Annotated in this window: 18 protein-coding genes; 10 read left to right on the top strand and 8 right to left on the bottom strand. The window is 62.5% G+C overall.

What is annotated here, in order from left to right:
- The first annotated feature begins 46 nt into the window (after positions 1-46).
- The 5 genes from A6A04_RS18575 (at position 47) to A6A04_RS18555 (ending at position 9556) form a co-directional block, all read left to right on the top strand.
- On the top strand, positions 47-997 hold the full coding sequence (locus A6A04_RS18575; protein WP_245651292.1) for a DUF7354 domain-containing protein: 951 nt from the start codon (positions 47-49) through the stop codon (positions 995-997).
- A 54-nt stretch (positions 998-1051) separates the two neighbouring features.
- The gene (locus tag A6A04_RS18570) at positions 1052-3112 is read left to right on the top strand and encodes an adenylate/guanylate cyclase domain-containing protein (protein ID WP_068495516.1); all 2061 of its coding nucleotides are present in this window, start codon (positions 1052-1054) and stop codon (positions 3110-3112) included.
- Between the two features lie 47 nt (positions 3113-3159).
- Complete coding sequence (locus A6A04_RS18565) at positions 3160-6819, top strand: CHAT domain-containing tetratricopeptide repeat protein (RefSeq protein WP_068495515.1); 3660 nt, start codon at positions 3160-3162, stop codon at positions 6817-6819.
- A gap of 62 nt (positions 6820-6881) precedes the next feature.
- Complete coding sequence (locus A6A04_RS18560; protein ID WP_068495514.1) at positions 6882-9092, top strand: cyclic nucleotide-binding domain-containing protein; 2211 nt, start codon at positions 6882-6884, stop codon at positions 9090-9092.
- A gap of 62 nt (positions 9093-9154) precedes the next feature.
- Positions 9155-9556 (top strand): hypothetical protein, encoded by a 402-nt coding sequence (locus tag A6A04_RS18555; RefSeq protein ID WP_068495513.1) that lies wholly within the window; start codon positions 9155-9157, stop codon positions 9554-9556.
- A gap of 3 nt (positions 9557-9559) precedes the next feature.
- Here the strand turns inward: A6A04_RS18555 and A6A04_RS18550 are convergent, their stop codons facing one another.
- The 3 genes from A6A04_RS18550 to A6A04_RS18540 all read right to left on the bottom strand — a co-directional run bounded on the left by A6A04_RS18550 (position 9560) and on the right by A6A04_RS18540 (position 12440).
- Positions 9560-11260: a tetratricopeptide repeat-containing serine protease family protein gene (locus A6A04_RS18550; protein WP_068495512.1), complete on the bottom strand. Its 1701-nt coding sequence runs from the start codon at positions 11258-11260 to the stop codon at positions 9560-9562.
- A 10-nt stretch (positions 11261-11270) separates the two neighbouring features.
- Complete coding sequence (locus tag A6A04_RS23495; protein ID WP_068495511.1) at positions 11271-11570, bottom strand: methyl-accepting chemotaxis protein; 300 nt, start codon at positions 11568-11570, stop codon at positions 11271-11273.
- Positions 11571-11651: 81 nt separating this feature from the next.
- Complete coding sequence (locus A6A04_RS18540) at positions 11652-12440, bottom strand: alpha/beta hydrolase (RefSeq protein WP_156612691.1); 789 nt, start codon at positions 12438-12440, stop codon at positions 11652-11654.
- 173 nt (positions 12441-12613) lie between these two features.
- Between A6A04_RS18540 and A6A04_RS18535 the strand changes: the two genes are divergently transcribed.
- Genes A6A04_RS18535 through A6A04_RS18525 form a run of 3 tightly spaced genes read left to right on the top strand, consistent with a single transcriptional unit; the run spans position 12614 to position 16024 of the window.
- Positions 12614-15151, top strand: a complete 2538-nt coding sequence (locus tag A6A04_RS18535; RefSeq protein ID WP_068495509.1) for a sensor histidine kinase — start codon at positions 12614-12616, stop codon at positions 15149-15151.
- A gap of 31 nt (positions 15152-15182) precedes the next feature.
- On the top strand, positions 15183-15554 hold the full coding sequence (locus A6A04_RS18530; RefSeq protein ID WP_068495508.1) for a response regulator: 372 nt from the start codon (positions 15183-15185) through the stop codon (positions 15552-15554).
- A gap of 14 nt (positions 15555-15568) precedes the next feature.
- Entirely contained in the window at positions 15569-16024 is a 456-nt protein-coding gene (locus A6A04_RS18525; RefSeq protein WP_068495507.1) for a cache domain-containing protein, read from the top strand.
- A 12-nt stretch (positions 16025-16036) separates the two neighbouring features.
- Here A6A04_RS18525 and A6A04_RS18520 read toward each other — a convergent pair whose 3' ends face one another.
- From A6A04_RS18520 to A6A04_RS18505, 4 genes are all read right to left on the bottom strand, one after another.
- Positions 16037-19021, bottom strand: a complete 2985-nt coding sequence (locus tag A6A04_RS18520; RefSeq protein WP_068495506.1) for a sensor histidine kinase — start codon at positions 19019-19021, stop codon at positions 16037-16039.
- An 11-nt stretch (positions 19022-19032) separates the two neighbouring features.
- Complete coding sequence (locus A6A04_RS18515; protein ID WP_172822821.1) at positions 19033-19881, bottom strand: phosphate/phosphite/phosphonate ABC transporter substrate-binding protein; 849 nt, start codon at positions 19879-19881, stop codon at positions 19033-19035.
- Between the two features lie 126 nt (positions 19882-20007).
- The gene (locus tag A6A04_RS18510) at positions 20008-20358 is read right to left on the bottom strand and encodes a DUF5368 domain-containing protein (RefSeq protein WP_068495505.1); all 351 of its coding nucleotides are present in this window, start codon (positions 20356-20358) and stop codon (positions 20008-20010) included.
- A 15-nt stretch (positions 20359-20373) separates the two neighbouring features.
- Positions 20374-21714 carry an NAD(P)/FAD-dependent oxidoreductase gene (locus A6A04_RS18505; protein ID WP_172822820.1) on the bottom strand — a complete coding sequence of 447 codons (1341 nt, stop codon included), beginning with the start codon at positions 21712-21714 and terminating at the stop codon, positions 20374-20376.
- A 558-nt stretch (positions 21715-22272) separates the two neighbouring features.
- Here A6A04_RS18505 and A6A04_RS18500 point away from each other — a divergent pair.
- A complete protein-coding gene (locus tag A6A04_RS18500) occupies positions 22273-23346 on the top strand; it encodes an AAA family ATPase (RefSeq protein ID WP_068495503.1) in 1074 nt (357 codons plus the stop codon).
- Positions 23347-23492: 146 nt separating this feature from the next.
- Here the strand turns inward: A6A04_RS18500 and A6A04_RS22535 are convergent, their stop codons facing one another.
- Positions 23493-24110 carry a hypothetical protein gene (locus A6A04_RS22535; protein ID WP_156612690.1) on the bottom strand — a complete coding sequence of 206 codons (618 nt, stop codon included), beginning with the start codon at positions 24108-24110 and terminating at the stop codon, positions 23493-23495.
- Positions 24111-24321: 211 nt separating this feature from the next.
- On the opposite strand from A6A04_RS22535, the gene A6A04_RS18495 reads away from it, so the two are divergent.
- The gene (locus A6A04_RS18495; protein WP_068495502.1) at positions 24322-24765 is read left to right on the top strand and encodes a hypothetical protein; all 444 of its coding nucleotides are present in this window, start codon (positions 24322-24324) and stop codon (positions 24763-24765) included.
- Positions 24766-24908 lie beyond the last annotated feature (143 nt).

Raw genomic sequence — 24908 nt, 5'->3', positions numbered from 1 at the left:
TGGCCGTTGGTTTGTGGTAGAGTCTGGACAATCGGCTAAGGAGGCCATGATGAAGACCAAACTGTTCGCTGCGTTTTTCTTTGCGGTTGGGCTGCTGTTGATCCAGACTCCGACCGGAGCCTTGGCGGCTGATCCGCCCGTTTCGCTGCTGATGCAGGTGAGCGGTACGGTCGAGCATAGCCGTGATGGCGCCACTTGGAAGCCCGTCAACCGCAACAAGTATCTGTTTGCCGGCGACATGATCCGCACCGGTTCCGATGGCTCGGGCAAGCTGGTGGATCAGGCCAGCAACATGGCTCAGACCATCGCGTCCGGTAGCCAGATCGAAGTCGCGGGCACCACCTTGAAGGTGGTCAGCGGCAAGCTGTCCGCTCCCGAGGCCGCTTCGGGCGATCTGGTGGCCGGTCTCGGCAACCGCTTCGCCGAGGCGCAGCGCTATACCACCGTGCGCCGGAGCGTGCAGAAGGAATCGGCGGCGATCAAGCTGCGGGTGGTCCAGCAGATCACCCTGTCCGCCAGCTATCCCGAACTGGCCTGGCAGAGCTTCGGCAAGCAGCACAGCTTCGTGGTCACCATCGACGGCACCGCCCACACCGTGGCCGGGACCGACGAGGATCTGGTCCGCTTCAAGGTCCCCGAACTGGGCGCCGGCAAGCACACCTTCACCGTGGCGGTGATGAACGGCGCCACCAAGGTGGCTGATGCGGACAAGGAAGGCGGCATCATCTGGTTGTCGGCGGCCGAGGACAAGGCTCTGGCCGACTCCATCGCCAAGATCCGCGCCATCAATGCCAAGGATGACTTCTCGGTTGCCAATCTGTTGGACGAGAAGGGTGTGACCGTCGGTGCCATGGATATGTACCGCAAGTATTTTGACGAGAACAAGGACGATAATGAAATGCGTCCCCTGTTGATCAGGGCCTACAACGAGCTGAAGCTGGTTGAGCTGAAGCAGAAGGAAGCCCTGGTCTACAACGATAAACTCAACGCGAACTAACCTGATCAGGCGCCCGCCGGAAGGCGGGCGCCTTTCGACTTTTCGGGGGGAGCCATGGGCGGCATTACCAAGCGGTACGATATTCTTCTGGCCATTGCTCTGTTCCTGGTCGCCATCCCCGCCCAACATTATGAATGGTTCGCCCTGCTGGAAGACCAGACGCTGTCGTTCCGGCACCAGATGCGTCTGGCCTATGGCGATCCCAAGACCCAGGCCATCGCCCCGGAAGTGGTGGTGGTCAATGTGGACGAGCCCTTCTTCAAGGCCTACAAAAGCTTTCCGCTGCGCCGCACCGACATCGCCGCCCTTGTGAGCAATCTCAAGGAGCTTGGCGCCAAGGTCATCGCCGTCGACATGCTGATGGACTTCCCGTCCTCCTATAACGAGGACCCGACACTGGCCAAGGCGCTGAAGGATGCCGGCAACACCATTCTGGTGGCCCAGGGCGAATTCCGCGACGGCAAGTTCGTCAAGATCAACTATCCCACCGAGATGCTGGACCAGGCTTCGGCCAGCGCCTACACGAACATCCAGTCCAATTCCAAGCTGGTCACCACCCTGTCGCGCCTGAAGGTCTATCCCGAATTGACCCCGGTGCGGAGTGGCTGGCCCTTTGCCGTGCGCGCCGCCGCCATGTATCTGGGTGTCGAGCCCAAGCTTGATGGCACCACCCTGGTGCTGGGCGATCTGCGGGTGCCGCTGGATCATCAGAACCTGCTTTATATCGACTTTCCGTCGCTGCCCACCGGCACCCGGTTCCTCAGCCAGTCGGCGGGTATCAGTGCCCTGGAATTCCTTGATATTTCTGGCCTGAACGAAAATGAGCGGGCGGAGTTGGAGTTCTGGGTCAAGGACAAGATCGTGGTGTTGGGCGACACGTCGGAAGTGTCGCACGATTGGTTCGACACCCCGGTGGGCATGGTCTACGGGGTGGAGATCATTGCCGATTCGGTGAGTTCGATCCTGAAGGGGGCGCCGCTGAAGGCGGTCAAGCCCATGACCGCCGCCGTTGCCGCCCTGCTCGTGCTGATGCTGACGGTGGTGCTCGCCCTGGCGGTGACCCGGCCCATGTTCCGGTTCCTGGGCGCATTGCTGATCGGTGTTGGTTTCTCGGCCCTCAGCACCATGCTTTACGTCAAGGCGGGGCTGGTGGTTCCCACGTTCTACATCATGATGTCCCTGGTGATGAGCTATCTGCTGATCGAATTCCGCCAGTACATGGTCGAACGCAATCAGAAGCAGCAGATCGCCAAGACCTTCGGCCAGTATATCCCGCCTGAACTGGTGGCGGAGATGAACAAGAGCGGCCAGCAGGTGCAGGTGGGTGGCGAATCCCGCGAAATGACAGTGCTGTTCTCCGACGTGCGCGGCTTCACAACCATCTCGGAGGGGTTGGCGCCGCAGGAACTGACCGTCCTGATGAACGCCTTCCTCAGCCCCATGACCCATGTCATCCACGACTATCGTGGCACCATCGACAAATATATGGGCGACGCCATCATGGCGTTCTGGGGCGCGCCTTTGCACGATCCCGACCATGCCCGTCACGCCATCCAGGCGGCCATGAAGATGGTCACCACCATGGACGACCTGAAGGAGCAGTTCATCGCGCGGGGCTGGAAGCCCATCAAGGTGGGCATCGGCCTGAATACCGGCGTGATGAATGTGGGCAACATGGGATCCGACTTCCGCATGGCCTATACCGTGCTGGGTGATGCCGTCAACCTGGGGTCGCGAATCGAAAGCCTGACCAAGCAGTACGGTGTCAACCTGATGATCAGCGAATACACCCAGGCGGCGGTGCCGGGGCTGATCAGCCGCGAGTTGGACATGGTGCGGGTGAAGGGCAAGGACACGCCGGTTCGCCTCTACGAGCCCATCGGCTTCGAGGGCGAGGTGGATGCCGAGACCATGGCGCGGCTGTCCAAGCTACATACCGGCCTGGGACTTTACCGCGCCCAGAAATGGGCCGATGCCGAAGCCATCATTTCCGAACTGGCGGCGGATGAACCCGACCGCATGATCTACAAGGTCTATCTGGACCGTATCGCGCATTTCCGTGAGGAGCCGCCGGCAGTCAATTGGGACGGCGTCTATACCCACAAGGAGAAGTAGGGCGTGGTCGAGCCTGGGGTTGGGTTCGGCCTTTGGGAGAGACTTCGATGATCGCAGGACGAAGCGTCAAGGCGTTTGGCTCGGCTTTGGTGGTGGCATGGCTGATGGCCGCGCCCGCTGCCGCCCAGTCGGTTGACGAGGCCATTGCCAAGGCCGCCGCCGCCATGCAGGCGGGCAAGGGCGACGAGGTGATGCGCCAGGCGGCCGAAATCACCAGGCTGCGCGACGTTCTGCCCCCTTGGGTCGCGGAAAAGCAGCAGGCGGCCTCGGGCGTGCCCCAGGCCAAGCAGCGCGCCGCCGTCCTATGGAACCGCGCCCACCAGCAGGCCATCGCCTCGGCCGGGGGCGGCGATCTGCCCAAGGCCATGGAAGAGGCCAGCCAGGCCTTGAACATCGCCAAGGACAATCTGGGCGAGGGCCATCTCGCCACCATCATCAGCGCCACCGATCTGGCCGGTTTGCAGCAACTGGCGGGCATGAGCGATGCCGCCGAGGCCAGTTTCCAGCTGGCGCTCAAGCTTTCCCAGGCCTCGTTGGGCGAAGGCCACCCCGAAACCCTGAAAATTGCCCAGGCGCTGGCCAGCCATTACCAGTCCCAGGCCAAGATGGATGCCGCCGTCAAGACCTATCAGGCGGCGGCCAAGGCTTCGGCGACCGCCCTGGGGGCCGAGCATCCCGCCACTTTGCGGCTGCAAATGTCGGTGGCCCGATCCCAGGTCAACGCCAGCAAGGTCAAGGACGGCGAAAAGCTGCTGGACGCCACCTGCGCCGCCGCGCGCAAGGTCTATGGCGCGGCCCATGGCGAATATTCCCGCTGTGTCGCCCAGCAGGGCGCCATGAAACGCCATCAGGGGGAATACAACGCCGCCGCGGGCCTTTACGACCAGGCCCTGGCCATCCAGAAGCTGGCCCTGGCGCCGTCCGATCCGCTGGGGCTGACGTCTCGCATCGACGCCGGTGCCGTCTATCACCGTCAGGGCCGTCTGGCCGAGGCGCAAAGCGTGCTGGAAAGTGTGGTCAAGGACGCGGGCGCCGCCAACGACATCACCAACCTGCTCAGTGCCAAGGGTGATCTCGCCGACGTTCTGGACGATCGCGGCGAATACGACAAGGCGGAAGCCATGGCCAAGGAGGTGCTGGAGGCCCAGACCGCCCGCCTGGGCGCCGCCCATCCCAATACCCTGGCGGCGCTGTCCTCCCTGGCCAGCGTCTATCGCAAGCAGGGGCGTCTGCTGGAGGCGGAAAAGACCTTCCAGGACGCGCTGGAACGCTATCTCAAGGTCCTGGGACCGGATCATGCCTCCTCGGTGATCGCCACTAACAATCTGGGCGAGATTCTGGAGAAGCAGGGCATCTACGAGCGGGCCGAGCCTTACTTGCGCGCCGCCCTGGACAGCAGCCGCAAGGCCTTTGGCGAGACTCATCCCACCACCATGACCACAATGAACAACCTGGCGCTGCTCTATGAGAGCCAGGGCGTGTTCGACAAGGCCGAGCCCTTGTACCAAAGCGTGATCGCGGTGTTCTCCAAGACCATCGGGCCGAAGCACCCCGATACCATCGCCAGCACCAATAACCTGGCCTATCTCTACATGCTGAAGGGCGAGCCCGAGCGGGCCTCCGCCATGTTCAAGCAGGTGCACGAGGCCTGGTCCAAGGCCTATGGGCCGCGTCACCAGAATACCTTGAAGGCGCTGAATAATCTGGCCCGGGCCTATCACCGCATGGGCAAGGTCAAGGAGGCCGAGCCGTTGCTGGAACAGGCGCTGGCGTCCCGCCGCGCCGTGCTGGGCGAGAAGCACCTCGACACCCTGCGCTCCATGCACGACCTTGGCGCGTTGTATCGCACCACCAAGCGCCTGAAAGAGGCCGAGGCGCTGCTGCGCAAGACCCTGGCCGCCGACGAGGCGGTGCTGGGGCCGGCCCATCCCTATACCTTCGAGACCCTCAACACCCTGGGGGCCGTATTGGAGGATAAGGGCGACATCAAGGGTGCCGCCGAGGTTCGCAAGACCACCTTCATGCGCCGTACCGAATTCCTCAACCGCGTTCTTTACGTCACGGGCGACAATGCCCGCGAAGGCTATGTCCGGCTGCATGGACCGGAACTGGCGGCCTATGTGTCGGCGCTGACCAAGCTGGACGAGGAAACCGCCGGACGGTCACTGATGGAAGTCTCGCTGAACCGCAAGGGCATCCTGCTCAAGGTGGCCTCGGAAATCCAGCAGATGACCCGGCTGTCGCGCGACCCCGAGCTGACCAAGATCACCGATGAACTGTCGGAAGTGCGCAAGAAGCTCGCCGCCCTGACCCTGTCCGGTCCCACCGACGAGACCAAGGACAACCATGTCGAGGTGATCAACGGCCTGGAAGAGAAGGTCAATACCCTGCAAGGTGCCCTGGGCCGCGCCAGCGCCCGTTTTCAGAAGTCGGTGGCGCCCATCGCGCTGGATGATCTGGTCAAGGCCCTGCCCAGCGGCGCGGTGCTAGTGGACTTCTTCATCTATGGCGAGGAGGGGACCCAGAAGCTGGTGGCGGCGGTCATGCGCAAGGACGGCGACACGCCCAGCTTCGGGCTGGTCAAGTACGATGCCCTGCCGCCCATCGATGCCGCCATCCTGAAATATCGCGCCGAAATCCAGAATGAGGATGTCGACATCGACGACCTGCTGGACTTGGGCCAATCGGTTCACAAGCTGGTCTGGCAGCCGCTGGAGCGTCTGATCAAGACGTCAACCAAGGTTTACGTGGTGCCTGACGGCGGTTTGAACATTCTGCCCCTGAGTGCCCTGGTGGAGCCCAGTCGCAAATACCTGATCGAGCGCATCGATCTTTATGTGCTGAATTCCACCCGCGATCTGCTGCCCTCCACCATCCAGGCGGCGAAGGGCGGCTACATGATCAATGCCGGTCCCGACTACAACACCGACGAGGTGGTGGGCAAGGCGGTGCTGGAAAAGGCGCGCTCGCGCTCGGCCGGGTCGGAATTCCAGAACACCATGCGCGGCGGCGCGGCGGGCATGCGCGGCCTGAAATTCGATCCGCTGCCCGGTGCCGAGAAGGAAGGCCAGCTGATCCAGAAGACGGTGGAAAACCAGGGTAAGCCGACCACTGTCTATTCCAAGGCCGACGCCCAGGAGCGGGTGCTGCGCGAGATGAACCAGCCGCCCGAGGTGCTGCACATCGCCACCCACGGCTTCTTCCTCAAGGCCGACGATACCCTGAGGAAGCGCCTGCTGAAATTGCAGCGGTCCAGTGATTTCCAATTTCCGCCCCCCGGTGACAATCCGCTACTGCGCGCCGGTCTGGCTTTTGCCGGCATCAACTCCAACGCCGCCGTGCTGGGCGATATCGACACCGACAACGACGGCGTCTTGACCGCGCTGGAAGTGCTGGGGCTCGACCTCACCGGCACCCGTCTCGCCATCCTGTCGGCCTGCGAAACCGGCTTGGGTGAAATCCATGAAGGCGAGGGCGTCTATGGTTTGCGGCGCGCCTTCCAGGAGGCGGGAGCCCAGTCGGTGGTGTCGTCGCTGTGGGAAGTCAGCGACGCCGGAACCCAGACTTTGATGGCGGCTCTTTACAAAAGGCTTCTGGCGGGCAAGACTCCGCATGACGCTTTGCGGGAGGCGCAATTGGAAATGCTCAGAAACTCACAGTGGAGTATGCCCTATATCTGGTCGGCGTTCTTCATGGTCGGTGGGTGATGTCGAAATCGGAACGGAAGTCCAGTTCCGTCCCCGCCCAGAAGTCCGTGGCTGGAAGCCGAATGAGGGTGGTGCCGGTATCGACCGGCATCAGCTGGGTCGAGGTGCCCGAGGCTGATGTGCGGGTTCTTTGCGGCTGTCCCGCCGATAGCGTCAAGCATCTGATCAAGCGCGGCCTGATCATTCCCACCGAGCGGGCGGGCGTCACCTTCGAGACCGGCCCCAACGTCATCTTGCTGTCGGATGTTTCGTTGCAGAATGGCGCCTTCTGCAATCTGTCCGAATTTCCCATCCTCCAGATGCTCTACCGCCAGGGAATGATCATTCCCGGCCATCCCAATTGCTCGGGGCGCAAGCCGCTGATCATGGGGTTGGCCCAGCAGGTGGAAGCGCAGATGGAATATGTGATGCGCGGCAATTATGGCCTGCTGTGCGAGGATGAGATGGTGGTGGCCGGTGTCCCGCGCGACATGGCCCAGGAATGGATGCGCATGAAGCTGCGCTTCGCTTTTGGCGCCATCCGGCCGCCGGGCGACCTGCTGGACACCTGCGTCATCGGCGACGGTCCCGCCATCCTGCCGGGCGGCGTGACGGTGCGGCGGCTGGAACTGAACGTCTTCGAATTCGCCTATGGCGACGAAACGGCGGTGGTCGATCTGAATCTCGGGATCGGCAGCACCTATGAAACCCCCTATCACCTGGGCTATCACGATCTGGAACGCGGCTACTTCTCGGTGGTCCATTCCGGCGAGGGCGATGGTTGGGACCCCGAGCGGGCCGCCATGTCCTCCATCATGATGTTCCAGGGCAAGGTTTATCTGATCGATGCCGGCCCCAATATCCACGGCGCGCTCCAGGCGCTGGGCATCGGCGTGCAGGAGGTGGAAGGCATCTTCCACACCCATTGCCACGACGACCATTTTTGCGGTTTGACCACGCTGTTCCGTGCCGATCATCGCATCAAGTATTTCGCCGCCTCATCCGTGCGGGCTTCGGTGGCCAAGAAGCTGTCGGCGCTGACGGCGCTGCCCGAGGAATCCTTCGGGGAATATTTCGAGATCTGCGACCTGGAGATGGGAGTCTGGAACGATATCGAGGGATTGGAGGTCAAGCCCATCTTCTCGCCCCATCCGGTGGAAACCACCGTGTTTCATTTCCGGACGCCGTGGGAGGAGGGCTATCGCTCCTATGCCCATATGGCCGATATCGTGTCCATGGATGTTCTGGGCCAGATGGTCGACGATGACGAGACCCGCCACGGCATCAGCAGCGAGTTGATGATGCAGGTCAAGGCCGACTACCTGATCCCGGCCGATATCAAGAAGCTGGATATCGGCGGCGGGTTGATCCATGGCTGCGCCGAGGATTTTCGCGACGACGCATCGGGCAAGATCATCTTGTCCCACACCGCGCTGGCCTTGACCCGCGCCCAGAAGACCATCGGTTCCGGCGCTCCGTTCGGTACGGTGGATGCCCTTATTCCCGCCCATCAGGAATACCGCCTGCGCGCCGCCCATGGCTATCTGGCGGCCTATTTCCTGGGGGTGCCCGATCATCAGATCCGCATCCTGCTCAATCATCCGGTGGTGACCTTCAATCCGGAAAGCATCCTGCTGCGTGAAGGCAGTATCTGCGACGACATCCACCTCATCCTGACCGGGTTGGTGGAAACCATCGAATCCGACTCCGACCACAATGCCACCTTGTCCGCCGGGGCCATGGTGGGAGAGTCCTATGCGCTGTCTGGCGAGCCTTCCTTGGAAACCTTCCGGGCGCTGAGCTTCGTCAAGGCGTTGCGTATCCCGGCGGCGCTGTATCGCAGTTTCGTCGAGCGCAACGAGATGACCGAGCGCATCGGGCGGCTGTCGCAATTGCGCAACTTCTTCAACCACACCTGGTTGTTCGGCGAGAGCCTTTCCAACCTGACCGAGGTTCGGATCGTCGAGGCCTCGGAGCCCTATTACATGGCGGCGGGCGAGGTGATCGACACCAGCGGTCAGGACTACATCTATATGGTTCGTGACGGGCTGATGGAACGTCGGTTGGGTGATGTGGTGGAATATTGCGGCATCGGCGAGCCGTTCAACGAGTCCGAGGTGCTGTTCGGCATTCCACCCACTGGCGTGCTCAAAGCCCAACAGCGGACGGAATTGTTGATGGTTCCGGGCAGTGTGATACGTGACATTCCGGTGGCCCGTTGGAAATTGCTGGAACTGCACCAGCGCCGCTCGCGGACCTTTTCCGCGCAGAGCTTGGAAGGGGCCTTGTCCTGATCGCTGGTGTCCGGATCTGTGCCGCCCTGGCGAGCGCGATCGTCGTAGCGGGATGTGCCTCCATGTTCAATCCGGCACAATCCGACGTGCAAATACGCACCAATCCCGACAAGGCGCAGTGCCGGTTGAGCGGGAGAGGGGGATACAATGCCGAGATCGAGACCCCGGCCAAGGTCACCATTCCCCATTCCGCCGCACCGGTAACGGTGACCTGCGAGGCTCCGGGCTTCCGTCGGACCGTCGCCAGCCTTCAGGCCAACAGCAGCGGCTGGATCTGGGCCAATTCAGGATTCATCGTCGCGACCGGTGGCGCGGCGGTGCTGGGATTGGTGGTGGACGAGGCACTGGGCTCCGATTGGACCTATCGCAAGGATGTCAACCTGGAGCTTGACGCCGAGCGCGTCCGACCCGTCCGGGTCCGTTCGCGTGACGGCTCGGAAGACCTGCGCCTGGAAGCGCGCTGAGTCTCAGTTGGCCTTGCACTGGATGAAGACGGTGACCTTGCTGACCATTTCACCCACATCGGCCGCCGACAGGGTGGGACCGGCAGGGGCGGTTTCATAGGCCACGCCATAGCGTTCCAGGAATTTCCGGGTCAGGTCGGCCTTGATGGCGAAGTTGACGTTCTGCGGAATGTCGCCGGTGCGATCCGCCACCTTCATGGCGTTAAGCTTGGACGACACCACGCCGACGATATTGCCGCTGGTATCCACCAGTGGGCCGCCGGAATTGCCCTTCTGGACCGGCGCGGTAATCTGATAATGGCGGGAATCGCCGCGAATACCCGCCATGGCGCTGATGACGCCAGCAGTAATATTGGGTTCGCGCGACAACAGCGACGACAGCGGATAGCCGATCACCACCACCTCATCGCCCGAACGCATGGGCTTGTCCTCGCGGAAGCGGGCGGGTTGCGGCACCCGCAGGGTGGTCTTGAGCAAGGCGAGGTCGTCGCCGGTATCCTTGGCGATGATTCCCGCCACCACGGGAGGGCCGTCCTGCGGCTTGATGGAAATGGTTCTGCATTGCTCCACCACATGGGCATTGGTCAGGATGGTGCCGTCACGGGTGATGACGAAGCCGGTGCCGGTGGTGGTGGCATTCCGCTGGGTGGAGCTTTCCGGCGGTGCCAAGGTGGTGATGGGGCCGGAGGGCTGAGACGCGGTCATGGGCGGCTGCGCACGGCCGGTGGTCGAGGGCGATGCGGCGGGCGGCGCGACGGTAATGGGCACCGCGGCGCCTCCCTGGGATGGGGGCTTCCAGGCAATCACCCGGGCGCGGGCGGCAGCGAGCTCGGCGGGGGTTAGTTTTGCCCCGATGCCGTCGCGCTCCTTCTCGTAATTGGCCTTCAGATTGGCGGGAGCCCGCTCGGCGGCCAGGGCAAGCCAGAAATAGCCCTCGGCCGGGTTCTTGGCGGTACCCAGGCCGGTCACCGTGGTCACGCCCAGATTATGCTGAGACTGGGGATGCCCCTGTTCGGCGGCCTTGCGGAACCATTGGACCGCCTCGGCGGCGTTCTTCTCGGTGCCGTCCCCGGTCAGCTTGGCGACCCCCAGCAGGAACTGGGCGCCCATCCGTCCGCTGGCGGCCGCCCGGGTGGCGTATTCCACCGCTTTGGTCCGGTTGGTGGGCATGGCGCGACCACCCCAGTTGAGTTCGGCCAGCTTTTCCAGACTGGCGGGAACCCCCTTGTCGGCGGCGCGGGTATAGTACTCGATCCCGCGAGCTTCGTTTTTGCCCACGCCCAAGCCGTTGAAGTGGATTTCGCCCAGGGCATGCAGGCTTTCAGGCTGGTCCTTGTCGGCGGCACGCCCGTACCAGACCAGGGCGGTGGCCGGGTCCTTGGGGACGCCGCGGCCAAAGAAATAGGCATTGCCCAGCAGATGCTGGCCAAAGGCGTCTCCGGCGCTGGCCGAGGCATTGATCAGGCGCAGCGCCTCGACATCGTCGCGGTTACCCAGCAGGCCCTGGAACAGGATGTGGCCGAGACGCGCCTGGGCGGCGGCGTTGCCCTTATCGGCCAGGGGGCGGAATTCGTTGGCGGCCGTGGCCCAGTCGCGCTTCTGGAACGCCGCCATGCCCTCGTTGAATCCGGCCTGGGCCGATGGGCTTGCCGCGAGACTGAGCAGCAGGGCGAGGCAAAGGGCGGGGCGGCAGCGGCGGGGCATCGCGGCGGGGCTATTCGTTGGCCGCTTCGGCCCGCATATTGGTGGCCAATCGGCTGAGCTCCTCCACCGCCGCGCCCATTTCGGCTTCCAGCGACTGGGTGATGCCGTCGATGCTTTCCGAGACATGCTTGACCTCGCCCGCGACCACGGCAAAGCCCTTGCCGGCTTCTCCGGCACGGGCGGCCTCGATCAGCGCGTTCAGGGCGAGAATGCGGGTCGTTCCGGTGACCTTCTTGATTTCCTCGACCTTGCGGGAAACCACGTCAGCCAGGGCGGCGGTCAATTCGATAATGCGGTCTTGATCGGACATGGTCTGCTCCGGCACGAGGATGAGGCAGTGTAAGGGCGACTCGGCACGGGAGCAATCCACATCATCAGCGCTTTTGCCCCGTCATTCTGATTTGCTCGGGGCCGCCGTGATCCAATTGATGATATCCGCGACCACCTGGGCTTCGATCCCGAAAAAACCATGTGGCGCAAAGGGCTCGCAGGGGCCGCTTTCAGGGGGCTTTCCGCCCTTGTACAGCAAAATGGCGCTCCGGGGAGCGCCCTGTGCCTCGTCCCGGATTCGCTGGGCCGCCGCGGCGGGGGAGGCGAAACAGGCGTCGTCTTGATGGGCGACCACCAGAACGGGAACCCGGATATTGTCCAGTGGCACGGTGAGGACCGTCTCATTGGTATTGCGCGAGGTCGCGGAAATGCTGGAGGTCAGCACGATGCCATCGGGTCCGCCCTGGGCTGGGGACAGGCGGGCGGCGGCATTGGCGGCCGATACCGTGCCCATGCTGGTCCCAATGATCCAGGCGGGTCCAGCGGCCAGGCTACGCAAGGCCTTGAGGGCGGCTAGGCTATCCTGGGCGTGGCTCTCGCTGCTCCGCTGGTTCCAGACCGCTGAGGGGCTGTCGGAAGGATTGTCAAGGATACCAACCACATATCCGGTGGCGGCCAACTGGTCGGCGACACGAAAGAGAAAATTGCCGCCCCGCTGGCCCGGATTGCGATCCGGGCGCAAGCCGATGGCGCCGCCGCCGCCGACATAAATCAGCAGGCTGCCCTGTGGCGCGGCTTCAGGGGTGATCACCAGCATGGACAGGGTGACCCCCGGCCGACTGGGAAAGGTTGTGACATGTTCGGCGGCCATCGCCGATGTCGACAGTCCGACCAGCAGGGCGAGTCTCATCAGACACATCGGTAAAAGGCGACTCATGTGGAGTTGCTCCCGGGGCTGGCGATGTGGAAGTGTAGGTGTTTACCGCTTGTTCATTCTCCTCCGAAACGGCATTTATACGAATGGGTTATAAGCCCCTGGCGATTCGCAGTGGGCGATAATGACAAGACAGGGGTGGGAACGACATGGTGACCCAAGGCAGTTTTGGGATCAGAGCCAAGCTCATCCTGATCTTCGTGGTGATCAAGGTCATACCCTTGCTGGTTCTGGCGCTGTTCGCCTGGCGGGGGCAGAACTGGCTGGCGGAGCGGGTGTCGGAAAGCGTGGTCGGCATGACCCGCAACATGCGCGAAACCACCGAACTGGTGGCCAATGGCACCACCGCCTCGGCCATCAAGGCCTTGGACGATTCCGCCAGGGAAGCGCTCGAACGCCTGACCACCGACACCGCCCGTGCCGTGGCCATGTTTCTGTACGACCGTGACAAGGATGCGCTGTCGGCGGCCCAACTGGCCCCTTCGTCCGAGGCTTATCGTCAATTCCTGGTCGCCCGCCAGCGTCCGGTGGAACGCCACTTCTCCTGGTCCGTCTCGCCGGATGGATCGGCCTGGGTGCCTGGGCCGGAAGCGACCCCCCGCTACGACCTGCCCCAGGTCCAGGCCAGCACCGAGGACAACCGCAAGAATTTCAACTACCGCCCGCCCAGCGGAGTGGGCAACGTGGTCGAAAAGCCGCTGTTCCTCGAAATGACCTTTGTCGGCCTGGATGGGCGCGAACAGGTCAAGGTCACCACCTCTGCGCTGATGTCGCCGGAATTGCGCGATATCTCCAAGCGCGAGAACACCTTCATCAAGGCCGAAACCTATTTCGAGGCGCTGAAGGCGCTGAAGCCCGGTGAAATCCATGTGTCGGACGTGATCGGCGCCTATGTCTCTTCGCCCGTGATCGGTCCCTTCACTCCCAAGACGGCCCAGGCCAAGAACATTCCCTTCGAGCCGGAAAAGGCGGCCTTCGCGGGAACCGAGAACCCGGCGGGGCGTCGCTTCCAGGGGCTGGTGCGCTGGGCCACGCCGGTGGAGCGCAATGGTCGGATCATCGGGTGGGTGACTCTGGCCATGGACCATGACCACCTGATGGAATTCACCGATCACATCATGCCGACCACGGATCGGTATTCCCCCATTCCCGACGCGGCGTCGGGCAATTACGCCTTCATCTGGGACTACAAGGGCCGCTCCGTCGTCCATCCCCGCCACTATTTCATCACCGGTTACGATCCCGAGACCGGCAATCCCGAGATTCCCTGGCTGGACGCCGAGCTTTACAAGGGCTGGAAGGACAGCGGGAAATCCATCACCGAGTTCCTGGCCTCGGCGCCGACCTTCGATCAGCAGTCGCTGAAGAAGAAGGGATCGGTGGATCTGGTCAAGGCCGGGAAGCTGGGTCTGGACTGCCGCTATCTCAATCACGCGCCGCAATGCACCGGCTGGATGGATTTGACCAGCCAGGGCGGTTCCGGATCGTTTGAAATCTTCTGGAGCGGGCTGTGGAAGCTGACCACCGCCGCCACCATTCCCTATTACACCGGCCCCTATGCCAAATCGCCGCGCGGCTTCGGCTTCGTGACCATTGGCGCCAATGTGGATGACTTCCACGCCGCCGCCACCAAGGCCAAGCAGGACACCGACCAGTTGGTGGCCCAGCGCGACATGGAGCTTCAGGCCAATCTGGACAGCGTCATGGCGCTGATTTCGACCCAGGTCACCGACATGGCCCGTCAGCTCAGCGTGTCCACGGTGCTGATGACCGTGATCGTGGTGGGCATCGCCGTATGGATGGCGTCGTTCCTGACCCGGCGCATCACCGCCATGGTGGATGGCATCAAGCGCTTCCGTGACGGCGAACTTGGCCACCGCCTGCCCGTGCACGGTCATGACGAGATGGCGGTCCTGGCCGATTCGCTCAACCATATGGCGGACAGCGTCCAGGACTCCATCGCGACCCTGCAGGATGCCAAGAACCGGGCCGAGGAAGCCAGCCGCATGAAGAGCGAATTCCTGGCCAATATGAGCCACGAACTCAGGACGCCGCTGAACGGCATCATTGGCTTCTCGGAACTGATCCGGGATGAAGCCGCCGATGACGAAACCCGTGAAAACGCCGATATCATCGAGCGCAGCAGCCGCCATCTGCTGGAACTGGTCAACTCCATCCTGGATATTGCCAAGATCGAGGCCGGCGCCATGACCCTGAATATCCAGCCGGTGGACCTGTCGACCCTGGTCAACGAGGTGGCGGCGGTGCATCAGCCCGTGACCGCTGGCAAGGGCGTCGCCTTTGTCGCCGATATCGCGGCGGATGTTCCGGCGGTGGTGCCCACCGATCCGCTCCGCCTGCGGCAGATTCTGCATAATCTGCTCAACAATGCGGTCAAGTTCACCGAGAAAGGGGAAATCCGCCTGGGGGCGGAACTGGATGGTGACTTCATCCGCTTCTCGGTGACCGATACCGGGCCGGGCATACCCGAGAATATGCTGGGCGCGATTTTCGAGAAGTTCCGGCAGGTGGATTCCTTCCTGACCCGGTCGCACAGTGGCACCGGATTGGGCTTGACCTTGGCGACCCATCTCGTGGAACTGTTGGGCGGACGCATCGGGGTGGAGTCGGTGGTGGGGCAGGGCACCACCTTCCATTTCACCCTGCCGGTGGAACGGCGTGCCTGATTGAATCGGACGCAGGGAAGTTGGAGGGGATATGAGACGGGCACTGGTGGTGGACGATAACGATGTGAACCGGATCTTGGCCACCCGCCTGCTGGGCAAGGGCGGTTGGACGGTGGCCGAGGCCGATTGCGGCGAGGCGGCCTTGACCTATCTCGCGGCCAATGCCGTGGACCTGATCCTGCTGGATGTCAGCATGCCGACCATGAGCGGGCAGGAGGTCTGCCGTCGGATCCGCCTGGAAAAGTTGGGCGGCGATGCGGTCAAGGTGGTGGCCTATACCGCCCACGCCATGCCGGAAGAAGTCGCCAGCCTGAGGGAAGGGGGCTTCGATACCGTCCTGTCCAAGCCCATGTCCCGTGATCGGTTGGCCGCGACCTTACTGGAACTGGGATTTTCTACCTGAGCGGAGTGTTTTTCATGATCCGAGTGCTGTCCATTGTCCTTCTGGTGCTGGTAGGGGGGAGCGTCACGGCCCAGGCGGCTGACAAGCCCACCGCGCCACAGGTCAAGGATCTGACCATGAAGGCGGCAGCCGTGGTGGAGACTCTCGGGCTCGACCGTGCGCGCGAGCGGTTCCATCCGGATGGAGAGTTCAAGTTCGGTGAGATCTACGTCAATGTCATCGATTACAACGGCACTTGGCTGATCTATCCGCCCAATCCCAAGAACGAAGGCAAGTCCGTCCTGAACGTCAAGGACGCCGAGGGTAAGCTGCTGGTGCAGGAAATCATCGCCACCGCCCGGGGCATGGGCGAGGGTTGGGTCCAGTATCACTGGCTCAATCCCGCCACCAACACCATCCAGCCCAAGCTGACCTTCGTGAAGAATGTCCCCGGCCGTAACGTCATTGTCTATGTGGGGCTCTACAAATAGGGCCTTGTCCGGCTATGGCCGCTGTTCCGGGAAGTCCATGACGAACCGGCATCCCGGTCCATCCCTGGACTCGATCCGGATGGTGCCGCCATGGTGTTCAACGATCTTGCGGCATATGGCCAAGCCGATCCCAGTCCCCGGCACCTCGCCCTGGCCCACCAGGCGCTGGAAGATGCCGAAGGCCTTTTCCCGGTCGGCAGGCGCGATGCCGATGCCGTTATCGGAAACCTCGATCGTCATGCCGTGTGAGTTCTTGCGCCAGTCGATGGCGATCTCCGGCGCCCGTTCCGGCGAGTGGTATTTGATGGCATTGCCGATCAGGTTCTGGAACAGGCGCATCAGTTCCAAGTGATGTCCGGCCATGATGGGCAAGCCGGGCGCAACCGTGATGATGGCGTCATTGGCGTCGATCTCGGCCGAGAGATTCTCGATGGCCTGGTCGACGCAGTCTTGCAGGGATACGGGCTCCGCCGCCGAGCCACTTCCGATTCTGGAATAGTCCAGGATCCCGATGATCAGCTGGTCCATGTGCCTGGCGCCCTCCACGGCGAAGCTCATGAACTCCTGCTCGTCGCTGCCCAGGCGGTCTCCCAGACGTCTGCCCAGCAGGGTCAGGTAGGATGTCACGGTCCTCAGGGGCTGGCGCAGATCGTGGGACACCGCGTAGGCGAACTGCTCCAGCCGGGCGTTGGACCTTTCCAGTTCCTGTTCCAGGCTGCGGCGTTCGGTGATGTCGTGGAAGACCACCACGGCGCCGATAGTGAAGTTCTCGACCACCACCGGCGAGACCACGTATTCCACCGGGATGTGCCTGCCCGATGGACCGGTGAAGCATTCATTGGCGACGCGCCGGGTCTGGCCATCCACCAGAGTGGCCCGAATGGCGCAGACACCGTGGGTGCATTCCTGGCCATCGGTGAGGAAATGGCCAATGGCTTCGTAGGACTTGCGGGCAATGAAGGAGTCCGGGGACGGCCATCCCAGGATGGTGGCGGTGGCGGGATTGGCGAAAATGATCCGGCTTTCATCGTCGATGCCGAAAATGCCTTCCGCGGCGGTTTCCAGAACCAGCCGCAGCCTGGCATTGGCGGCGCGCAACTGCTCGGCGGCCCGCTTCCGGTCGCTGATGACGCGCGAAGAGGCATAAAGGTAACGGACCCCGTCAAGATCGACAGGGCGAGAATTGATCTCGACGTCCAGAATTGTGCCGTCGCGGCGGCGGTGGCGGGTTTCGAAGATCGTGGGACCACCCAGCAGCGACGGCAGCAACTCGTTGGCAAGGGCTTCGGCGGAGTTGCTGGCATCCCAATCGGAGACGTTCATGCCGATGGCTTCCTGACGGGAGTAGCCCAGCATGGCGAGGAAGGAGTCGCTGGCCTCCAGCAGATTGCCTTTGCTATCCAGGACATGGATGCCGTCGCTGGCGGTTTTCAGCAGGATTCGATAGCGCTCCTCGGATCGTGCCGCCTGGACCAGCAATTGCTGCATGCGCTGGTCGCTGGCCAGGAGAGGATCCAGGCCCTGTGACGCGAAGCGTTGCTGCCATGCCTGCTGGCTCGATGCGGTGGTTACGGGGGAACTGACTTCGCCCAGGCTGGGAATGGTGAAGCAGACGGCGGTGCCGTGGGGGATGTTGTTCTCGATCCAGGCATGGCCGCCATGGCATTCCACGATCTTGCGCACCATGGCCAGGCCGATGCCGGTGCCGGCCGCTTCCACTTCCAGGCGCTCGAACAGGCCGAAGACCTGCTTTTGATAGATGACGGGAATGCCTGGGCCGTTGTCACGCACGGCGATGACATGACTGCCATTGGTCCGGCTGGCGGTGACGGTAATTTCCGGAGGATGGCCCGGCCGGGCATGTTCGATGGCATTGTCGATCAAATGGAGAAAGATCGAGGTCAATTGCTCGGCATTGCCCCGGACCGAGGGCAAGGGGCCAATCTCGATGCGGGCCGAGGCCGCATCCAGACGCTGGCGGAGCTCGGCCACGGCCTGGGAGGCGCAAAGGCCAAGATCGGCCAAGCCGCCGCCGGCGCGGGGGTTGAGGTCCACCGCCACATAGGCTTGAAGATCGATCAACAGCCGCTTCATGCGAATGGCGCCATCGACCACATAGCCGATGAATTCCCGGGATTCGGCGTCAAGGTCGTGCTGGTGGCGGCGTTCCAGCAATTGAGCGTAGCTGACCACTCGCCGCAGCGGTTCCTGCAGGTGGTGGGCCATCACTTCCGCCATGCGGCTGAGTTCGGAGTTTGACCGGCGCAGGATCACGGCGCTGTCGTCCAGACGCTGGAACTGTTCTCTGACGGCCACGCTCATGGCGTTGAAGGCGGCCGACAGCGCCGCAACCTCGTCATTGCCCTTGATGCCCACCACGGTGTCATAGTCGCCTGCCGCCAGACGGACACTGGCCCGCGTCAGGTTTTCCAGGCGCTGGGTCAGCAGGACGGTAATGGAAGACAGGGCGAGGACGGTGAGAAAAATCTCGGCCAGGGCGATCAGGATGCCTTGCCGAAGCAGGCTTTTTTCCGCGCTGCGCAGCGCTTCCAGCGACAGGCCGTAATGCAGGCGGCCATAGACCTGCCCATAGAGCTCTAGATCGGTGCGGGCATGGAAGACATTGGCGTCGTCTCCGACCCAACTGCTCGGTTCGGGCAGGCTCGCTGGAAGCTGCCCGGACGCCGTCAATGTGTGGCCGCCGCGGTCGACCACCGCCAGATAGGTGACATCGGGCAGCGCCGCCAGACGATCCGTCAAACTGCGCAAACTGGCATAATCCTGGGCTGCCAGGGGAGGGGCGAGGGCGATGGAAAAGGTTTCCGCCATTTCCACCGTCCTGGCCCGGGTCAGGCCGTTCAGGTGCAGGCTGGACTGGCGCAGGTTGTTGCCGATCATCAGCGCCAACATGCACATCTCGACAATCACGCTTCCGACGATCAGCTTGAACCGCAGCGAATTGCGGAAGGTATTGGTGCCCTCGATCAACGGCCGCATGGTAGCTCCCGCTACTGGTCGAGATTACGCAGGAACATGTCCACGTAAGGACGCATGGCGTCCATATCCGTCACGGAGAGTGGTGTGTATCCCAGGTAGCCCGTTTCGGTGAAGAAAGCCTTGCCCGCGTCACTGGCCTCGAAACTCAGCAAGGCTTCGCGGATGGCCGACACTTCTCCCGCCGCGAGACGGCTGTTGGCAACCGTGAACAGGTGGGGCAGGGAGATGGGGCTGACGATCTCGGCAATCTTCGAGCGGATATCCTCGGGCGACTGTTGGATCGGGGTATGGGTGGTGATGGCGGCATCGGCTTCGCCCATGGTCACCGCCATGATGGCCGAGGTGTGGGTCGGGCTGACCTTCAGAGTATAGTCCTTGCCCGCGATCAGGCCCTGGCCGCTCAGCCAATGTTCTCCGCCCAGCGACGAGGTCGACAGTCGATTGGACAGAACCACCACCTTGCCCCGCAAATCATTGGGGCCGGTAATGCCGGAGCCGCGCCGAACCGCCAGGACCGGCGACAGGCTGGGGCGATAGCGCAACAGCGCCACATGACCATGCTCCACTGCCCAGGCGCCGAAATGGGGGCCGGTCACCGCCAAATCGAACTCCCCTTGCCGAATATTGGCGAAATGGCCAGGGAAATCGGCAGAGGTGAACAACTCGACCGGTCTCTGAAGCTTGTCCTGAAGATGCAGGCGTAAGGGCTGGTGCACCTTCATCAGGGTCACGGTGTTGGAATAGGGCAGCAGGATGACTCGCAAGGGGGGCGTATCCGATGCCGTGGCCGAAGCCGCATGGATGAACAGCAGCGGGATCAAGGCGGAGATCATCACCGCCCTTTTGATGATCTGTCTCATGATCGTTCCCCGATGGGGCCTCAGAGGGGCCACGACAACGATATCAAGGCGCCTCATACTTTAGGCCAATATGTGGGTGCTAATCTACTCCTTTCGTACGTGCGACTCTGTCCATGTATTTAAGATTCAGCCGCATCGGCGGCAAGGCGCCAGTCCCTGGATGGCGTAGGCGAGGATAGTGGTTCCGGCCAAGCCAATACCCCAGATCAGCCCCACCAGCAGCCAGTCGACCGGACCACCGGCATCAGTAAAGCCTGAAACGGTGAATTTGGCGGCGAGGACCAGGGCGAGCACCCCGCCGAGCAGCCCGATCAGTTCGGAGCGGACCAGTCGCTTACTATCCAACTTCCCTTCACGCAGGACGACGATCAGGAATCCGGCCAGACCGAACACGGCTAAGGCAACCAACAGCCACAATACCGGTCCGAGCATTTCCTGGAACACAACCAGGAAAACAAAGGGATCCATATCCTTCATGATACTTAGCTCCTTCTACGCTTGGCCGCGCAGCATGGTGAGATAGGTGGGCTTCAAAGCCATGGTCTTCATGACCCAGGTGATCCACAACTCCTCGAGCGGGGCGATCACCCCCGGAAATGAAGGCACAAGGTTGTTGTCGTAGTCGAATTCCACCAGCATGGCGCGCCCCAACTGGGTGATCAGTGGGCACGACGTATAGCCGTTATAGGAACTTGTCGTCTGACCACCGGTAAGGGATGCCACCAGATGGTCCACGGCCACCGGAACCATCCACTTGACGCTGGCGGCGGTCTTGCCCTTCGGCACCCCCGCGATGTCACCGACGCCGAAGACGTTGGGATAGCGCTTGTGGCGAAGGGTGGCCTTATCCACCTCCATCCAACCGTCCGAGGCCCAGGGGCCGTCCTGCCAGCGCAAGGGGCTGTTGCGGACAGCGGCCGGGGCCCGCATGGGCGGGACCACGTTGATGAAGTCGTACTTGATCTCGGCGGGACCCGATGGAGTGGCGAAGGTCGCGACCTTGCGCCCCAGGTCGATCCCCGTCTGGATATGGTCGTAGCGGACCTTGACATCCCGGTCGCGGAACAGCATCCGGACCTTCTCCGACACGATGGGAACCGAGAACAGCACCTTGTTGTTGGCGGCATAGATGATCTCGGCCTTCGAGCGATTGTCGCGCCGACGAAGATGGTCATCAGTGATAAAGGTGTATTTCAGCGGCGCGCCCGCGCATTTCATTTCGGTATTGGGGCGCAGGAACAGGCCGACTCCCCCCGTATCGGCGAATTGCGACATCGCACCCCAGGTGGCGAATGCGGCCTCAGGCCCGGCATAGATGCTGCCCAATCCATCCTGGCCGATCCGAGCGACATCCATTCCCTCGATGGAGGCATAATCCAAATGCAGACCAGCGGCCACCACCAGGAAGTCGTAGGGGACCTGTTTCCCCGAGGCGGTGACGACCTTGTTGCCATCGGGATCGATTTCGGCCACGGCCTCTTCCAGCCAGGTGACGTGCCTGGGCATGTATTCCGCAGTGGTCGAGACTGGATAATCCTTCGGCTTGATGCCGCCCGCCACCAGGGTGAAGCCCGGTTGATAGTAATGGGCTTTGCGGCTGTCAATGATGGTGATGGCTGCCCCATCCAGGCGTTGAACAAGACGCGATGCCATGGATAGACCCGCGGCTCCGGCGCCGACGATGACGATCCTCGCGCCCTTGGCGGAAACCGGGGAGGGGGCGGCTCCGGCCATTTTCGGGCCAATGAGTGCTGCACTGACGGCGACGCCGCCCGCTCCCATGAACCGCAACAGATCACGCCGTCCGAGGTGAAGACCCTTTTCCGAAATCATCTGCATTCTCTCCTGAACGTGGGATTGACACCCGCGGATAGCGCGCGCCAGCCCGGCCCTGCAAACCGGCCGCTATATTAGTAAGTATTGAATTAAAACGAAAGTCCTGGGTTGGAGCTTTTCAAAATCAATTCAACAGCCGCGGAATTGGAGATGTGATGGATGACCGCAAAGAAAAAGGCCGGAAACCATATGGTTTCCGGCCTGATCTGGCTCCGGGGGAGGGATTCTGGATATCCAAACCCAACGGATTGAAAAGGAACAACATTTCGCCGTCTGAAATCGAGTGTGCTACACCCTTGGGCCTCTGTCCAGTGCCGCATTTTTCGGGAGGGGTAATGTCGAGTGCTCGGCGGTGGATACGGACGGACGGTTTCTTAGGGAAACCGTCCGTCCGTATCCACCGTTCCGCCACATCAACCGTAGGACATGGGCTCGTGGCGAGCGGCGGCCAAATGCCGCCAGAGCATAGCCGCCCCGCGATTCGGTTCGCCCCTTCGCTTCCATATCCGCTTTGCCTCGACGCCCCAGTCGAAGCGATACCGGAAGGAGCGCACCATGACTACCGAACGAAGACCGTTCAAAGCCCCGCAAGACCTTGACCTCAACTCGGCCCTGTCGGCCGATTACCGGCCCCAGAGCCGGTTCATGTCCCTCAATGAGATTATGGCCCTACCTAAGGCCGACTGGCTCGTCAAAGGACTCATCCCACTCGATGGCCTCGGCGTCATCTATGGCAAGCCGGGAGCCGGAAAGACTTTTCTGGCCCTCGCCATGGCCCTTTCGATCGGTCATGGCATGCCGTGCTTCGGACGTCGGGCCGTACAAGGCGGCGTCGCCTTCGTCGCGGGGGAAGGCGCTCGCGGGCTACAAAACCGATTGCGGGCATGGCATGCTTTCCATGACCGCGATTGGCGGAACTTCGGCGCTGTCCAAGTTCTTCCCCATCCCATCGACCTGCTGGACGCCGGCAAGGTCGAAAGGCTTGTTCTCGACATTGCCCATCGCTTCCAAGGTGAGCCGCCCAAGATGGTCGTATTCGATACCTTGGCCCGTTGCTTCGGAGACGGCGATGAAAACCGCCAGGCGGACATGTCCCGGCTCGTCGAGGCGGGCGAACTGGTTCGGCGGGCTTTCAAGTGTGCAGTGGTGATCATTCATCACACGCCCAAGGAATCCGACGAACTACGCGGGAGCAGCGTTCTCGAAGGCGCGTCCGACTTTGTGTTGCGGGTGAGCAAGACCGAAAGCGGGATGGAAACTCATGTCCGCAAGTTGAAGGACGGCAAGGACGGAGTGGTTCTTGGCTTCCGGATGGAAAGCCAGAACCTCGGCACGGATGAGGATGGCGACACCATTTTGACCCCGGTCGCGGTGTTGGAAGGCGAGGTGCGTGAATGTGCCGCACCGCCCGCCGACGCGGCGCCTGCGGGCAAGAACCAGAGCGCGGTTCTGGCCGTTTTGGCGGCGGCCGGCGAGGCTGGCTTGACCGGCGACGAATGGCGGGACGCGGCCAAGGCGTCCGGCGCGGTCGGCGGTGCCAATCCGGCTCGGGCCTTCCGGGAAGCCCGCGCCGCCTTGGAGCGAGACAAGTTGGTGCTGGCCGAAGGCGACCGGTTTCTGGCGGCGTGAAGACGTCCTCCGGCACCGAAAAGGGCGGCCTCCATGGGCCGCCCTTCGCACATTCGCTCACGGTGCATCCGAGAGCGCCTTGGCCGCGACGAAGGAGCCTGCCGCGCCCCATATCAATATAGGACTATTTTCTTACTTTGCTAAAATCATGGATCGGGAAGGTTTGGCGGGAACGGGAGCAGTGAATCTCCCCTCAATGCTTCACGATTAGCCCTTTTCACTGCAAAACGCTCGGCTCGGCTTGCCGCCTTGCGCACGCTTTCGGCGGCGACCCACGCTACCCTTTCGTGGGCCGACATATACGCTGGCGGACGGCGACGGTAGAAAGTCGCAAAGGTTTGACCCAGCGTGAAGAGCGGCAACCAGCATTCTGGGGTATATCCGTGAGTCTTGAACGCCCACGCAGTGGGTGTCATTCCCTTCGGAACCGTTCGCCCTTCCACATCCCATCCCGCCGCCGACAGCAGACCTGTCGGTGGGCGGCGGCTACTCCATTCGGGCCACGGCAAAATGAGACCTGGCCCCGATGGAGCAGCGGCCATGACGGCGGCAATCCTTCGACGACGGCGAGGAGTGAGAACGGCATTGTCAGCAGCGGCTCTGGCCTCGGCAACCATTACAGTGAGAGCGTCCAGATCAAAGGCGGCGAGAGCAGCGGCTGTTCTGGCCTTGGCGGCCTCACGGGCGGCGGCGAGAAGATCGGAGACCTCGGCCTTACGGGCGGCGGCGAAAAGAGCGTCGGTATCATCGGCAAAGGGATTCATCACTTCGACTCCATCGACTTCCTCGATGCTGCAATAATAGAACCAGTAATCTCATGAAAAAGTCTTTCGCGTTTTTATATTACATCGCGTTACCTTCCAATCATTTGGATTACTCCAAAGAAAGCCGATGATGATGGCGTGCCCTTCCCTTCCCGGCCGTGAAGGTCGCCCTACGTCTGGTTGGCGGGCATTGCCGCCCCCGGAGAGCGCCATGGACCACATCGAACAACCCGCCACATCCGATCATCAGCCATCGCGCCGTCTTACCGCCGCCATGCGGCGACCGATTCCGTGGGACGAAGCGCCGGGCGATGCCGAACTCTGGGGCGATGGCGGGATCACCGACGGCCAGAGGCATGCGAACCGCCCCGAATTTTGGTCAGCGCAGCGTCGCCGCGTAGAATACACCCTCGGCAACCGCGTCGCGGCCATGGTGCCCGGCGGACTCGACAAACTGCGCGACCCGACCATCCCGATCCAGCACCGGGCGAAGTTGGCGGCCTATCTCCATCGCTGGCACTGCAATGGAGCGTTCGGCGAACTCTCGAAGCCCGAACTTCAACTGGTGTTGATGGTGCTCCAATCGGCCGGAATCAGCGTGCCCGCTGGCGGTGGAGCCGCCGCGCCGCCGCGCTCGCGGCAGGCAGGGCGGTAAGGATAGGGTCCAGTTCGCCAGTGGGGTCCTCCTCGGCCTCGATCCTTCCGGTGCGCGCATCGCTGATCGGCTCGGCGGCTTCGGCCAGCACTTGCCCGACACGCTTACCGAGGCGGGTGCCGGAAGGCCGCGCCGATGCTTTC

The sequence above is a fragment of the Paramagnetospirillum marisnigri genome (assembly GCF_001650715.1).
GTDB classification, from domain to species: Bacteria; Pseudomonadota; Alphaproteobacteria; order Rhodospirillales; family Magnetospirillaceae; genus Phaeospirillum; species Phaeospirillum marisnigri.
This window is presented reverse-complemented; position numbering and strand designations above follow the sequence as displayed.

Coding starts and splice junctions, on each gene's coding strand:
- A6A04_RS18515 (WP_172822821.1), bottom strand. CDS start 19,881: ATGAGACAGATCATCAAAAGGGCGGTGATGATCTCCGCCTTGATCCCG.
- A6A04_RS18500 (WP_068495503.1), top strand. CDS start 22,273: ATGACTACCGAACGAAGACCGTTCAAAGCCCCGCAAGACCTTGACCTC.
- A6A04_RS18510 (WP_068495505.1), bottom strand. CDS start 20,358: ATGAAGGATATGGATCCCTTTGTTTTCCTGGTTGTGTTCCAGGAAATG.
- A6A04_RS22535 (WP_156612690.1), bottom strand. CDS start 24,110: ATGAATCCCTTTGCCGATGATACCGACGCTCTTTTCGCCGCCGCCCGT.
- A6A04_RS18565 (WP_068495515.1), top strand. CDS start 3,160: ATGATCGCAGGACGAAGCGTCAAGGCGTTTGGCTCGGCTTTGGTGGTG.
- A6A04_RS18555 (WP_068495513.1), top strand. CDS start 9,155: ATGTTCAATCCGGCACAATCCGACGTGCAAATACGCACCAATCCCGAC.
- A6A04_RS18540 (WP_156612691.1), bottom strand. CDS start 12,440: ATGAGACTCGCCCTGCTGGTCGGACTGTCGACATCGGCGATGGCCGCC.
- A6A04_RS23495 (WP_068495511.1), bottom strand. CDS start 11,570: ATGTCCGATCAAGACCGCATTATCGAATTGACCGCCGCCCTGGCTGAC.
- A6A04_RS18535 (WP_068495509.1), top strand. CDS start 12,614: ATGGTGACCCAAGGCAGTTTTGGGATCAGAGCCAAGCTCATCCTGATC.
- A6A04_RS18570 (WP_068495516.1), top strand. CDS start 1,052: ATGGGCGGCATTACCAAGCGGTACGATATTCTTCTGGCCATTGCTCTG.
- A6A04_RS18530 (WP_068495508.1), top strand. CDS start 15,183: ATGAGACGGGCACTGGTGGTGGACGATAACGATGTGAACCGGATCTTG.
- A6A04_RS18505 (WP_172822820.1), bottom strand. CDS start 21,714: ATGATTTCGGAAAAGGGTCTTCACCTCGGACGGCGTGATCTGTTGCGG.
- A6A04_RS18550 (WP_068495512.1), bottom strand. CDS start 11,260: ATGCCCCGCCGCTGCCGCCCCGCCCTTTGCCTCGCCCTGCTGCTCAGT.
- A6A04_RS18520 (WP_068495506.1), bottom strand. CDS start 19,021: ATGCGGCCGTTGATCGAGGGCACCAATACCTTCCGCAATTCGCTGCGG.
- A6A04_RS18560 (WP_068495514.1), top strand. CDS start 6,882: ATGAGGGTGGTGCCGGTATCGACCGGCATCAGCTGGGTCGAGGTGCCC.
- A6A04_RS18575 (WP_245651292.1), top strand. CDS start 47: ATGATGAAGACCAAACTGTTCGCTGCGTTTTTCTTTGCGGTTGGGCTG.
- A6A04_RS18495 (WP_068495502.1), top strand. CDS start 24,322: ATGGACCACATCGAACAACCCGCCACATCCGATCATCAGCCATCGCGC.
- A6A04_RS18525 (WP_068495507.1), top strand. CDS start 15,569: ATGATCCGAGTGCTGTCCATTGTCCTTCTGGTGCTGGTAGGGGGGAGC.